Source organism: Priestia sp. LL-8 (genome assembly GCF_036227845.1).
In the GTDB taxonomy this organism is placed as follows: Bacteria; Bacillota; Bacilli; order Bacillales; family Bacillaceae_H; genus Priestia; species Priestia zanthoxyli.
In genome coordinates this window covers 2476619-2490605 of the sequence record NZ_JAZAQH010000001.1, presented here as the reverse complement: position 1 = coordinate 2490605, position 13987 = coordinate 2476619, and the positions used below count along the sequence as shown (strand labels likewise).

Below are 13987 nucleotides of genomic sequence, written 5' to 3'. Positions count from 1 at the left end.
TCAACTGTAAATCGCGAATGTTGTTCAGTACATATTATATAGCTAAGAGAGGTAATAGACATGTCCATTAAAATTCCTTCCCGTCAAGAGCTTGGTAAAATATTAAAAAAAAGCAAGCGCATTGCTGTAGTAGGTTTATCAGATAATCCTCATCGAACGTCTTATATGGTTTCAGAAGCCATGCAGCAACAAGGTTACGAGATAATTCCGGTGAACCCAACAATCAACTCAGCGCTCGGCGTAAAAGCCGTATCTTCATTAAAAGAAATTGAAGGGCATATTGATATCGTTAATGTATTTCGTCGCTCTGAGCATTTGCTTGAAGTTGCAGAAGAGTTTTTAGAAGTAGATGCAGACGTATTTTGGGCACAATCTGGTTTAATTAATGAAGAAGCATATGACCTGCTCGCTAAAAAAGGGTATACTGTAGTTATGGATCGTTGTATAAAAGTCGAGCATGCTTTAACAAAGTAAGATCTATAAGCAGAACAACCAACCCATGCACACTGCTTGCATGGGTTTCACCATGCGTTGAAATAGTAAGAGCGTTTCCGCTACAATAGACGTTAGACAGCTAGCTTTATAAGGCTTATAATCCATGAATACACAAGATATTGCTTTTATAATACGGAAATTTGTGCTAAAATCTTGTAAGTACGCAAAAATAGAAACATACGTTCTATTGATGCGAACACTATAAAATTAAAAGATAGGATACATGATCATTTATTCTTAGACACGAAGCGCAAACGTTTGTGTTTCATACATAATGTAGTAATGTTCGTTGTGATGAAAGGGGTAGTATGAATGGCTCGGAAACAACAATTTAATTATAATGAAGATGCAATTCAAGTACTAGAAGGATTAGATGCCGTTCGTAAACGTCCTGGTATGTATATTGGAAGTACGGATACACGAGGTCTGCATCATTTAGTATATGAAATCGTCGACAACTCTGTCGATGAAGCTCTAGCAGGCTACGGAGAAGAAATTATTGTAACCATTCACAAAGATAATTCAATTTCTGTACAAGATAAAGGTCGAGGTATGCCAACGGGCATGCATAAACTAGGAAAACCAACGCCTGAAGTTATTTTAACCATCTTGCATGCAGGAGGTAAATTCGGACAGGGTGGATATAAAACAAGCGGAGGCTTACACGGAGTAGGTGCATCTGTTGTAAATGCGCTGTCTGAATGGTTGACTGTAACCATTCATAGAGATGGATTTATTTATGAACAGCGTTTTGAAAATGGAGGAAAGCCGGTTACGACGCTAGAAAAAATAGCGAAAACGAAAAAAACGGGAACAACGATTCATTTCAAACCGGATGCCACGATTTTTTCAACAACCGTGTACAATTATGACACGCTTTGTGAACGGCTCCGCGAATCGGCTTTTCTGTTAAAAGGATTCAAAATAGAGTTAATCGATAAAAGACATGATCGTCACGATATCTTTCATTATGAAACAGGTATTCAAGCCTTCGTTTCATACTTAAATGAAGAAAAAGATTCACTTCATCCAGTCGTCTTTTTTGAAGGGATTCATCATAATATTGAAGTTGAATTTGCCTTTCAATTTAACGATGGTTATTCTGAAACCATTTTATCATTTGTTAATAATGTTCGTACCAAAGACGGGGGAACGCATGAGTCCGGTGCAAAAAGCGCTATGACCCGTGCATTTAATGAATACGCCCGTAAAGTAAGCCTGCTAAAAGAAAAAGACAAAAACTTAGAAGGAACGGATATACGAGAAGGATTAGGAGCCATCGTTTCCGTTAGAATACCTGAAGAGTTGCTTCAGTTTGAAGGACAAACCAAAGGAAAGTTAGGTACAAGTGAAGCTCGTTCGTCGGTAGATGCAGTTATTTCTGAAAAACTTGCCTATTTCCTAGAAGAAAATCCGGACGTAAGCTCTCTTCTTGTAAAAAAAGCAATCAAAGCTGCTCAAGCGCGTGAAGCGGCACGAAAGGCGAGAGAAGACGCAAGAAACGGGAAGAAACGAAAGCGTCAAGAAACCGTTCTAAGCGGGAAGTTAACACCTGCGCAATCAAGAAATCCTCAGCGAAACGAACTGTACCTAGTCGAAGGGGATTCCGCCGGAGGTTCAGCAAAACAAGGAAGGGATCGCCGCTTTCAAGCTGTGCTGCCACTGCGAGGGAAAGTTATCAATACCGAAAAAGCTAAGCTTCAAGATATTTTTAAAAACGAAGAAATTAGTACGATCATCCACGCGATAGGCGGAGGAGTAGGTGCAGATTTTACAATTGATGATATTAACTACGATAAAATAGTCATCATGACTGATGCGGATACGGATGGCGCTCATATTCAAGTGCTTCTGCTAACGTTTTTCTACCGCTATATGAAACCGCTTGTGGAAGCAGGAAAAGTATTTATTGCTCTTCCACCGCTCTACAAAGTAAGTAAAGGGTCAGGTAAAAAAGAAGTGGTTGAATATTCATGGAGTGACGAAGAATTGCAAGGTGCTATCGATAAGGTAGGAAGAGGGTACATGATTCAACGCTATAAAGGTCTCGGTGAAATGAACGCAGATCAGCTTTGGGAAACAACAATGAACCCAGAGACGCGTACGCTGATTCGTGTCCGTATTGATGATGCTGCTCGCGCTGATCGTCGTGTGACCACTTTGATGGGCGATAAAGTAGAACCACGCAGAAAATGGATTGAAAGTAATGTAGCGTTTGGGTTAGAAGAAGATCCAAATATTTTAGATAATGAAAATGTATTAACGGTCGCAGAGGAGGACGTACAATGACACAAACAGAACGCTTTTTAGATTTACCTCTTGAGGATGTACTAGGCGACCGTTTTGGTCGATACAGTAAATATATCATTCAAGAGCGTGCACTGCCAGATGCAAGAGACGGGTTAAAACCCGTTCAGCGCCGTATTTTATATGCAATGCACGTAGATGGAAATACAGCAGAAAAAGGGTTTCGCAAGTCAGCCAAAACTGTAGGGAATGTAATTGGTAACTATCACCCTCATGGTGATTCATCCGTATATGATGCCATGGTTCGAATGAGTCAAGAATGGAAAGTTAGAAATGTATTAATCGAAATGCATGGAAACAACGGAAGTATTGATGGAGATCCCCCAGCAGCAATGCGTTATACAGAAGCTCGACTTTCGTCGATTGCTGCAGAACTTCTACGAGATATTGACAAACAAACGGTTGAGTTTGTATCTAACTTCGATGATACAAGCAGCGAACCAACTGTGTTACCAGCTATGTTTCCTAACCTGCTAGTGAATGGGTCAACGGGTATCTCAGCTGGTTATGCTACAGAACTTCCTCCTCATCATTTAGGTGAAGTAATTGACGCAACAATCATGCGAATTGATAAGCCAACGTGTACAATTGAAGAGTTGATGACGGCTATTCAAGGTCCTGATTTTCCTACGGGAGGAATCATTCAAGGGGTAGACGGGATTAAGAAGGCCTACGAGACAGGTAAAGGAAAAATTATTATTCGCGGAAAAACGGAAGTGGAGTCCATTCGCGGGGGGAAACAGCAAATTGTCATTACGGAAATTCCGTTTGAAGTAAACAAAGCCAACCTTGTTAAGAAAATGGATGAGCTTCGTTTAGATAAAAAAGTGGAAGGCATTGCTGAAGTTCGCGATGAAACGGATCGTACCGGTTTGCGCATCGTAGTAGAACTGAAAAAAGATGCAAATGCCCAAGGAGTACTTCACTATCTTTATAAAAATACGGATCTGCAAGTACCGTATAACTTTAACATGGTTGCCATTGCTAAAAAGCGACCAAAGCTTATGAGTTTGGCTAACATTCTTGATGCTTATATTGATCATCAAAAAGAAGTAGTAACAAATCGTTCTAAATACGAACTGCAAAAAGCACGTGAACGTGAACATATTGTAGCGGGATTGATTAAGGCACTGTCGATTTTAGATGAAGTTATTGCGACGATTAGAGCTTCTAAAGATAAGCGCGACGCTAAAAATAATTTAATTGCTAAATATGAATTTACAGAACCTCAAGCAGAAGCGATTGTGTCGCTTCAATTATACCGTTTGACAAACACGGACATCACAGCTCTACAAGCAGAAGCTGAAGAGCTAGGTGCTAAAATTAACGAGTTAGAAGAAATCTTACATAGCGAGAAAAAACTTTTTAATGTCATCAAAAAAGAATTACGCCGTGTGAAAAAGCAATACAGTACAGAACGCCGCTCAAAAATTGAAGCGGAAATCGAAGAAATTAAGATTAATCTAGAAGTGATGGTTCCTTCTGAAGAAGTGATGGTGACAGTCACAAAAGACGGATACGTAAAACGAACAAGCCTTCGTTCTTACGCCGCGTCTAACGGACAAGACTTCGGTATGAAAGATACGGACCGAATTTTAGCGAAGTATGAAATTAATACAACTGAAACGCTGCTCATCTTCACAAACAAAGGGAATTATTTATATATGCCAGTGCACGAACTTCCTGATATCAGGTGGAAAGACATGGGGCAGCATATCATGAACATTGTTCCAATTGATAAAGAAGAGCAAATTGTACGGGCGATACCGGTAAAAGAATTTAAAGAAAATCAGTATCTGCTTTTCTTTACGAAAAATGGTATGGTCAAAAAATCAGAATTACTTCAATATAAAGCACAGCGCTACTCCAAAGCTCTTGTCGCCGTTAATTTAAAAGGCGATGATGAGGTAGTCGATGTATATCAAACGGACGGTAAAAAACAAGTGTTTATTGCCACTCGCTCTGGCTACGGACTGCGTTTCCGGGAAGAAGAAATCAACATTGTAGGAACTCGCGCTTCTGGTGTGAAAGGAATTAACTTAAAAGACGATGATTATGTTGTAAGCGGCGTTATCTTCGATGAAGATGAAGCTCTATCAACTGAATTATTTATCGCCACGCAGCGAGGAGCTGTGAAAAAGACAAAAATTACTGAATTTGAAGAATCAGCACGAGCAAAAAGAGGGCTAGTGATGGTCCGAGAACTAAAATCTAATCCGCATCAAATTGCAAAAGTAAAAGTAATCTCTAAAGAACATTACATGATAGTGGAATCATCTAAAGGTCAAACCGAGCAGGTTGATCCATCTACAATGCGAGCTAGCGACCGATACAGCAATGGTTCATTCGTATTGGACCAAAGCGAAGCTGGCAATTTAGTTGATGTGTGGCTGGAAGAAAAATAACAAAAAAGTAGTAAAGTTTTTAAAGCTTTACTACTTTTTTTGTTTAATGTTTTTAAATTAAACTATGTTCTAAATAAACAATATAAAAGAATTACCCTACTTCTCATCCCAGATACACATTATACGCCTCCTACACAAGCCTCTAAGAAACTTTTGAATGTTCCAATTGTCCTAAACATATATATAAAAGAACAACTAGGAGGTGTTATACATGAACTATTTTATTCACGTAACTCCTAAGACTAAACTTTTTGTTCGGGATATTGGAAAAGGGGAACCCGTTCTTTTCCTTCACGGGTGGCCTGTTAACGCTAAAATGTACGAATACCAATTTACAACGCTGCCGGCCCGCGGTATTCGATGTATCGCTCCTGATCTTCGGGGATTCGGAAAATCAGATGCACCTTTCACCGGCTATTCTTATAATCAATTAGCAGATGATATTCGCATGTTAGTAGAAAGACTGGAACTTAAAAATTATACGCTCGTAGGCTTTTCTATGGGGGGAGCCATTGCCATTAGATATATGAGCAGACATTTAGGATATGGCGTGAAGAAGTTAATTTTATTAGGGGCAGCGGCTCCAAGCTTTATTCAAAAAACTGATTTTCCATATGGACTTCCTGTTGAGGAAGTAAATACAATTATCCAAAATACGTATAAAGATCGTCCTAACATGCTTGAGAACTTTGGGGGAAAGTTTTTTAATCAGCCTATCAGCTCAGCTTTTAGAGGATGGTTTCAAGATTTAGGTTTAGAGGCATCTGGTCATGGAACCATTAAAACTGCGGTGTCTTTACGAGACGAAGACTTACGGGAGGATTTGAGTCAAATTTTCGTCGAGACATATATATTACACGGAAAAAAAGATCAAATTTGTCCATTTGATCTTGCAAAAGTAATGAATCGTCACATTTCGTTTTCTACACTTATCCCGTTTGAAAATAGTGGACACGGCCTTTTTTATGATGAACGTGAGAAAGTAAATGACACCCTTATTGAACTCATCAATAAAAGCTCAGCCGATAAGTAAGGATACACATTTAAAACCGAATTGGCAGCCAAATAAAAAAAGGAGAAAACCAGCACCTAACGTAATGAGGCGAAAAAGCTTAGGCGTGATAAATTTTCTTGTAAAATGAATGCTGCTCGCAATATTTAAATTCCAAAGAAGGATGCCAAAAATAATAAAGAAGCTATGAAAAAAGACGGATAGCCACGTTTGACTTTGAAGGCTTTCGCTTAAGCTTGATCCAAATACACCAAACCAAAACACAATATTTAAAGGGTTCATAAGAGCAATAAAAAAACCTGTAAAAAACGACTTATCTTTTTTAGCAGAAGGGTTATTTACATCTACTGAAAAGGAACGAGAGACAGCTTGTTTCATACTTTGAAAGCCAACAAATGTGAGCATGACAAAACCCGTTGCATACAGGACAACCGTAACAGCCTGCATCTGAACAAAAGGCGTTAACCCTATTAAAATGAGAAGCATAAATAAAATATCGGCCGTCATGCCTCCTAAACCAACTAGCCAAGAAGCCCAAAATCCTTTTGTCAGACCTCTTTTAATCATCTCTATATTGATTGGACCTACCGGTGCTGCGAGACTAACACCTAGAATTATTTGTTTTATAGCAATCAAAAACCACTCCAAAAACACAGCCTCCTTTCTAACTTGTCCAACAGTAGCTTATATATATATAGATTAGAGTTTTATAATTTAGAAGCGGGATTTAGTTAAAAATACTCATAAACTTTCTTTTTTTTAATACACATGTAACGTTGAGTTCCATAAGGAGGGTTTTAATGGCATCAAAAATGCTTTTTCGAGCTAATGAGATTTTAGAGTCAACGCATGTCCCGTTCTGGGGAAAAGATGCTTTTCAATATTTCCAAAGCGATATATTATCAGAAGAAAATCCATTTCCTTGTATATTAGGGGTAGAAGGCTTTAAAAAAGATTTACTGCGTTTTTCATTTGTGACGAATCCTTATAACTACCAAGATATTAGGAGTGCAGCGTCGGCACTTAGAGAATACATAGATACGTTCAAGACCATAGGTCGCTATACATCTTTTGTGTTATTCTTTAAGCCTGAACATAAAGAACGTTCAATGGAAGAGTACGAAACGATGTTTTGGGATACGCTGACATTTCTTCATCAAATTGATCAAAAGAAATGGCCGCAAGACATTCCAAAAGATCCAAAAGATGCATTCTGGGAATTTTGCTTTCACGGAGAACCTATTTTTGTCGTCTGTAATACACCTGCTCATTCTTTACGTAAAAGCCGTAAGAGCAGAGGATTTATGATTACATTTCAGCCTCGGTGGGTGTTTGAAGGAATGACAGGGGATTCGAAAATAGGGAAGCATGTACAAAAGATCGTTCGCGATCGGTTAAAAACATATGATGACGTAGCAGCTCACCCTGAATTAGGCTGGTATGGGCAGCAGGAAAACCGAGAGTGGAAGCAATATTTTTTACACGATAATAATAACCATACTACCGGACAATGTCCGTTTAAATTAAAAAGGAGTGAGCAGCATGGACGTAAAAAAAGCCTCTATTAAAAAAGGAGTTGGCGGAAAGTTTGAAGAAGTAATTAAAGAACTGCTTCCCGCGTATACTGGATACGTTGAAGTACAGCACGATATTGCTTTTCAAACGCACCCATCTCATACGCATCCAACTGATGAAATTCTTCATATCCTTGAAGGATCTATTCACTTTACAGTTGAACGTGATACGGTTCTATGTCAGGCAGGAGATCGAATACATTTACCGAAACAAACGGTTCATTCGTCAAAAGCTGGTCCTGATGGGTGCACATACGTTATTTCCATTTTAAAATAAAGACGAAAGAAGATGATGCTTATGCTACGTTCCCGGCCAGTGCTGCTGCTTATCGATGTACAAGAAGGGTTTTATTCACCCGAGTGGGGAGAAAGAAACAATTTAGATGCAGAAAAGAATATGCTGACGCTACTGCAAGCATGGAGGCGCCAAGATTATCCTGTCATTCACGTGCAGCATGCATCAGAAAATCCAGATTCTCCTTTACACCCAAGTTCAAAGGGATTTCAGTTTAAAGAAGGATTTGGTCCACAAGAAGATGAATACTTAATTCGTAAACACGTAAACAGCTGCTTCATTGGAACAGAGCTAGATAGCTATTTAAAAGCAAATGGCTATGAGACGCTTATCTTAATAGGACTAACTACTAATCACTGCGTCTCTACGACTGCCCGCATGGCTGGAAATCTAGGGTACAGGACGTACGTTGTGAACGATGCAACGGCTTGTTTTGATTGTATGTCCTACGATGGAAAAACAAGGCTTCCTGCAGAAGATGTACATACATTCGCACTGTCTTCTTTGCACGGAGAGTTTGCAACGGTCGTTTCTACAAAAGAGACACTTCAAGTTCTTCAAACCTTTCAATATGCTCAAAATCATAACTGATGTGCATGCGCACATCGGTTTTTTATGTAGATTATGTTTATTAAAAGAAGTAAAATAAAGATAATTCTATACTATAAGGAGTTTGTACATATGATCATTCGTTATGCTAAAGAAGAAGATTTACCTATGCTTGTTGAAATTTATAATCAGTCCGTTCAAACAAGTGCTGCTACTTTTGACTTAACGCCTGTAACAGTAGAACAAAGAAGGGGCTGGTTTAATAATCATATTAGCAATGAACTCTTTCCGCTTATTGTCGCGGAAAAAGATGGAGTAGTAGCGGGCTATGCTTCGCTTTCTTCTTATCGAGATAAAGAAGCGTACATTCAAACGGTAGAGCTATCGATTTATATTGATAAAAATCAGCAGGGGTATGGCATTGGAAAACAGCTTATGAAGCGGATTTTGGAATTGGCTAAAGAACTCAACCATCACGTTGTCATTTCAGGGATTACAAAAGGGAATGATATCAGTATCAAAATGCATGAGCAATTTAATTTTACATTCTGCGGAGAATTTAAAGAAGTAGGCTGGAAATTTGATCAGTGGCAAGATGTGCTTTTTTATCAGCTTATTTTATAAGATGTATGACACCTTTACACATTGTAACGTTTTAGTTTCATGTGTAAAGGTTATTAAAATAATAAGTCATTTTATTATTTTAATACGAAAGGTGTTAGCTATCATGAATACACATTTTCAATATCAGCATATAAGAGCTATTCCAAAAAGATGGTCCAAAAAAGAACTGCATATCCAGCTGAATAGAATCAAACACAATTCTGAACTATCTACTATAACAGCAGATCCGCTTTTTCATCTGTTACAATGTACTCGTTCGGGCCTTCAAACTAAGCAAGAAATCATAGACTACATCCAAAGCATTCCTACTCATCAACTTCCATCTTTTGTAACCCATTTAAGCAGGTTAATTCAGCATATTTATTATATAGAAGCCGCTGATTACTATAACCGTCCCCTCAAAGGTTATATGCTTGTTATGAAAAAACAGCCCCCCTATATATCGCTTCATTTTGCTGATCAGATCACATAAAAAAAGCTCTCTATTCTTTTGAATAGAGAGCTTTTTTTACTCGTATTTTTTCACTGTTACTTGGCATTCTTTTAACGGAATAAGTTTTGACTTTTTCGTCCATTTGTATCCTAACCAAACAATTAAGAATAAAGGAAGTCCGATATAAGAAACAAGTACACCGTACCAGTCAATCGAATCACCCATAAACGCCGAATAGTTTTGACCTAAAATAACAACAGCACATAAAATAAAGGCAAAGATAGGACCAAACGGGAAAAGTTTTGCATGATATGGAAGTTCACTCAAATCATGACCTTGGGCAACAAATGCTCTTCTAAAACGATAGTGGCTGATTGCAATTCCTAACCAAGCAATAAAACCAGACATACCAGAAGCGTTAAGTAACCATGTGTATACCGCACCGTCTCCAAAAAATGAAGCACCAAATGCAAGTGTACCGACAAGTGCCGTTGCGATTAAGGCATTAACTGGAACGCCTCGTTTATTCACTTTTGCTAAGAACCTTGGTGCTTTTCCATCTTTCGCTAAGTTCCACAGCATACGCGTAGAAGCATACATACCTGAGTTACCAGCAGATAAAACAGCTGTTAAAATAACGGCATTGATAGCCGATGCCGCAAACGCCAGACCTGCTCGTTCGAATATTAGAGTAAACGGACTTACCCGCACATCATCACTTGCTAATGAATCCGCTGTGTATGGAATAAGCATTCCAATAACAAAAATAGCTAAAATATAAAATAACAAGATGCGCCAGAAGACTTGTTTAACTGCGCGAGGAACCGTTTTTTCGGGATCTTCACTTTCTCCAGCCGCGACTCCAAGCAACTCTGTTCCTTGGAATGAAAAACCAGCAGCCATAAAAATACCTAGTACAGTAAAGAATCCACCGTGAATCGGTCCATCACCAAGCGTGAAGTTTTTAAAACCTGGTGCTTCATTGTTAAAGATACCAAAAATCATCATAATACCAATAACTAAAAAGATGATAACCGTTACTACTTTAATTAACGAAAACCAAAATTCAGATTCACCAAATCCTTTTACAGAAAGGTAGTTAAGCCCAAACATAATTAATAAAAACAGGGCACTCCATAAAATAGAAGAAGAGTTTGGGAACCAAAATTTCATAATAAGGGCTCCAGCGGATAATTCAGCTGCAATCGTAATAGCCCAGTTATACCAGTAGTTCCAGCCGAGAGCGAAACCAAAGGATGGATCTACAAAACGAGACGCATACGTACTAAATGAACCAGCTTCAGGCATATAAGCTGCGAGCTCTGCTAGGCTGGTCATCAAAAAGTAAACCATGACGCCAATGATAGCGTAAGCTAAAAGCGCTCCCCCAGGTCCTGCTGTGTGAATTGCTCCACCACTTGCTAGGAATAAGCCGGTTCCGATGGCTCCTCCTAATGAAATCATCGTTAAGTGGCGAGATTTCAACCCACGTTTTAATTCTTGCTGCTCTTGCATAGATAAATACTCCTTTCGAATGTACGGAAAGAGACGGGATAACATAAAAAAAGCCCGCAGTATATGTGCGCGCTTTTAAATCTGAAAACCGCGTCAACCTTCCGTGAAGATAGCTCTTCACATCACTCGCATGATGTGACAGTTCTGTTCCTGTTCGGAGACAGCCCCAGCTTAAATCAACCGAGAAGTGATCTAAACTTCGGCAATTTTTCCTTTCAAGCAACATCCTCAATGTTCTCTGCATTTCCGTTACTTTACTATTAAAAACTGCGACCTCTACCTCATCGATTAGGATGAGGGTTTTTTATATTCAATTGACATAGAAGAAGTATAACAAATACTAAAACGATTGTCATTATAAAAAATAGATTCAGAAAATAGAAACATCTTTGAAATCTCTCGAATCTATTTTGTTACATATGATATAATAAACATTGTCTTTATACTACATAAATATCCAAACGTACCACAGGGGGAGCCGCCGTGCTGAGAGTGAACGAAATGTTCAGACCCTTAGAACCTGTTAGTTAACGCTAGCGCAGGAATGTGGGAATAGTAGCATATATTTGCTTACTCCTGTGTAAACCGTTTGATATGAATGATTCAAAAACAGGAGTGAGAAACGTGAATAAAGCATTACCTTTACAGGCTAAAATTGAAATAGCTATTTTTGCAGCATTGGCACTTCTACTTGACCTTTTGCCTTCCATTAAGATTGCAACGGCTGTAAGTATTTCGTTCTCCATGGTGCCCATTTTTATTATGTGCTTTCGCTGGGGAGTAAAAGGCGGGGCTCTATCTGGTCTATTATGGGGGCTTTTGCAGTTAGCGACAGGAACGGCTTATATTTTAACAGCGCTACAAACATTTATTGAATATATTGTGGCTTTTGCTTTTATAGGTTTTGGAGGTATTTTTTCACAATCTATTAAAACAAATTTAGCTACCAATAACAGATCAAAAGCTTTTGTTTTGATTGTTTTATCCCTTATTATCGGAAGCTTCGCACGTTATTTCTGGCACTTTATTGCTGGTATTATTTTCTGGGGATCGTACGCACCAAAAGGTATGTCCGCTCTGTGGTATTCTTTTTCAATGAACGGTATTTCAATGGTAGGGTCACTAATAGCCTGCTTAGTCATTCTTTCATTGTTAATTCCATCGGCATCAAGAATGATTGTAACTAAATCACATTCATCATAAGAAAAAAGACTAAATCTACCAAGATTTAGTCTTTTTTGTCATTTGTCACCTTTCTTTACACAAAAGTGTGTCAGGTTTGATAACATAGTTAGTGAAATATTCAAAAAACTGTTTTATGATAGTCAACATATTCAAACGAGATAAAGGATTGATAGCATGCTACAGAAATGGATCACGAGCATAGGTTTAGATATTGGAACAAGTACAACAAAACTGATTGTAAGCAAGCTGTTAATAGCAAATCAACAAAATCAGTTTACGCTGCCAGGCTGTCAAATTATTGATCGTCAAGTAACGTATGCAAGTTCTATCTATACCACACCTATGCTAAACGAGGTTGAAATCGATGTTCAACGATTAACGGTACTACTAGAACAAGAGTACAAGAATGCAGAAATCTCCTTATATCAAGTGGAGGCGGGCGCTGTGATCATCACAGGAGAAACTGCTAGAAAGCAAAATGCAGAAACTATCGTTCACTATCTAGCCGAACATGCTGGAGATTTTGTTGTTGCAACAGCCGGTGCTGACTTGGAAGGAATATTGGCGGCAAAAGGATCAGGAGCAATCCAACATTCCGCTGAAACAAATGCAGTAATTGCCAATATTGATGTAGGAGGAGGCACCGCTAACATCGCTTTATGTCAAAACGGAAAAGTGATCGAAACGTTTACGCTGCATGTAGGTGGAAGATTAATTCGGCTGAATTCAGACGGCTTTGTTACCTACGTTTCACCTTATTTAACTGAATTTTTAAAAAATAATTCTTTAATACTGCGAGAAGGTGAAAAAGCAACATTTGAAAAACTCTCGTCTATCTGTCAATTACTAGCTGAAGAAACCGTGAATTATGTAAGAGCACTAATTCAAACCTCTTCGCTGCTCGTTTCTCCTCATACAAGATCTTCTATCCAACCAGAAACAATTATGATTTCAGGAGGGGTAGGAGCAATGATGGAGAAGCAAAAGCCGAAAACAGTGAGGGAAGTGGCTGTACATGGAGACATTGGTCCTCTGCTAGCGTATCAGTTTCAATCCATACACGTATCTCAAGCCGCTGAAACAACGCGCGCTACTGTCATTGGGGCTGGCATGCAAAATACAGAAGTTAGCGGATCAACCGTATACATTAAGTCTAAAAAACTGCCGCTGAAAAACATTCCGATTATAGAAATACCTGTACAGCCAGAGGAGGAGTGGAATCCGCAGCTGTTTCAAGAAAGAGCTCGAGCGTCATGCATGCAGGCTTCAACTATTTTCAGCGCAGAAGATCCTCCCGTTGCTATTGCTTTATCGCATTTTCCTTACTGCAGCTATAAGATGCTTCAAGAATTAGCAAAAGTAATAAGCGCTGAATTTGGTGCTTGTTTTAAGGGAGCTAAGTGCCTCGTTGTTTTATGCGAGCAAGATATTGCAAAAGCCTTAGGACAAGCACTAGCCAAACAGAAGAAAGAATTAGAAATTATTTGTTTAGATCAAATTGATTTTACACACGGAGATTACATCGATTTAGGGTTACCAGTAGCTGGAGAAGCAATCTCCGTTTCCGTTAAAACGCTCGCTTTTTCATCCTAA

The 13987-nt window shown here is 38.7% G+C and carries 13 protein-coding genes and 2 riboswitches; of the genes, 11 read left to right on the top strand and 2 right to left on the bottom strand.

The annotated features are described in order from the left end of the window. Positions 1-60 precede the first annotated feature (60 nt). From U9R83_RS12605 to U9R83_RS12590, 4 genes are all read left to right on the top strand, one after another. Positions 61-474 (top strand): CoA-binding protein, encoded by a 414-nt coding sequence (locus U9R83_RS12605; RefSeq protein ID WP_013057242.1) that lies wholly within the window; start codon positions 61-63, stop codon positions 472-474. A 333-nt stretch (positions 475-807) separates the two neighbouring features. Continuing rightward, positions 808-2784, top strand: coding sequence for a DNA topoisomerase IV subunit B (parE, locus tag U9R83_RS12600; RefSeq protein WP_115654061.1), 1977 nt, complete (start codon positions 808-810; stop codon positions 2782-2784). Further along, positions 2781-5207 carry a DNA topoisomerase IV subunit A gene (parC, locus tag U9R83_RS12595; protein WP_115654060.1) on the top strand — a complete coding sequence of 809 codons (2427 nt, stop codon included), beginning with the start codon at positions 2781-2783 and terminating at the stop codon, positions 5205-5207. The genes parE and parC overlap by 4 nt, the downstream gene beginning before the upstream one ends. Before the next feature lie 211 nt (positions 5208-5418). Then, positions 5419-6240 (top strand): alpha/beta fold hydrolase, encoded by an 822-nt coding sequence (locus tag U9R83_RS12590; protein WP_014459893.1) that lies wholly within the window; start codon positions 5419-5421, stop codon positions 6238-6240. On the opposite strand, the gene U9R83_RS12585 is transcribed toward U9R83_RS12590, so the two are convergent. Next, on the bottom strand, positions 6226-6867 hold the full coding sequence (locus tag U9R83_RS12585) for a LysE family transporter (RefSeq protein ID WP_115654058.1): 642 nt from the start codon (positions 6865-6867) through the stop codon (positions 6226-6228). The genes U9R83_RS12590 and U9R83_RS12585 overlap by 15 nt on opposite strands. Positions 6868-7019: 152 nt before the next feature. Between U9R83_RS12585 and U9R83_RS12580 the strand changes: the two genes are divergently transcribed. From U9R83_RS12580 to U9R83_RS12560, 5 genes are all read left to right on the top strand, one after another. After that, the gene (locus tag U9R83_RS12580) at positions 7020-7787 is read left to right on the top strand and encodes a YqcI/YcgG family protein (protein ID WP_243549398.1); all 768 of its coding nucleotides are present in this window, start codon (positions 7020-7022) and stop codon (positions 7785-7787) included. Then, positions 7762-8070: a cupin domain-containing protein gene (locus tag U9R83_RS12575; RefSeq protein WP_014459896.1), complete on the top strand. Its 309-nt coding sequence runs from the start codon at positions 7762-7764 to the stop codon at positions 8068-8070. Before U9R83_RS12580 ends, U9R83_RS12575 begins: the two co-directional genes overlap by 26 nt. Positions 8071-8091: 21 nt before the next feature. Beyond that, on the top strand, positions 8092-8679 hold the full coding sequence (locus tag U9R83_RS12570; RefSeq protein ID WP_014459897.1) for a cysteine hydrolase family protein: 588 nt from the start codon (positions 8092-8094) through the stop codon (positions 8677-8679). A gap of 90 nt (positions 8680-8769) precedes the next feature. After that, positions 8770-9261, top strand: coding sequence for a GNAT family N-acetyltransferase (locus U9R83_RS12565; protein ID WP_014459898.1), 492 nt, complete (start codon positions 8770-8772; stop codon positions 9259-9261). A gap of 103 nt (positions 9262-9364) precedes the next feature. Beyond that, positions 9365-9733 (top strand): hypothetical protein, encoded by a 369-nt coding sequence (locus tag U9R83_RS12560; RefSeq protein ID WP_028413169.1) that lies wholly within the window; start codon positions 9365-9367, stop codon positions 9731-9733. 36 nt (positions 9734-9769) lie between these two features. Here the strand turns inward: U9R83_RS12560 and U9R83_RS12555 are convergent, their stop codons facing one another. Then, positions 9770-11209 (bottom strand): amino acid permease, encoded by a 1440-nt coding sequence (locus U9R83_RS12555; RefSeq protein WP_013057233.1) that lies wholly within the window; start codon positions 11207-11209, stop codon positions 9770-9772. Between the two features lie 102 nt (positions 11210-11311). After that, positions 11312-11496, bottom strand: a riboswitch (Lysine riboswitch). A 174-nt stretch (positions 11497-11670) separates the two neighbouring features. Beyond that, positions 11671-11771, top strand: a riboswitch (TPP riboswitch). Between the two features lie 32 nt (positions 11772-11803). Between U9R83_RS12555 and thiT the strand changes: the two genes are divergently transcribed. Continuing rightward, a complete protein-coding gene (gene thiT, locus U9R83_RS12550; protein WP_047751853.1) occupies positions 11804-12412 on the top strand; it encodes an energy-coupled thiamine transporter ThiT in 609 nt (202 codons plus the stop codon). 156 nt (positions 12413-12568) lie between these two features. Then, entirely contained in the window at positions 12569-13987 is a 1419-nt protein-coding gene (locus U9R83_RS12545) for an ethanolamine ammonia-lyase reactivating factor EutA (protein WP_328575263.1), read from the top strand.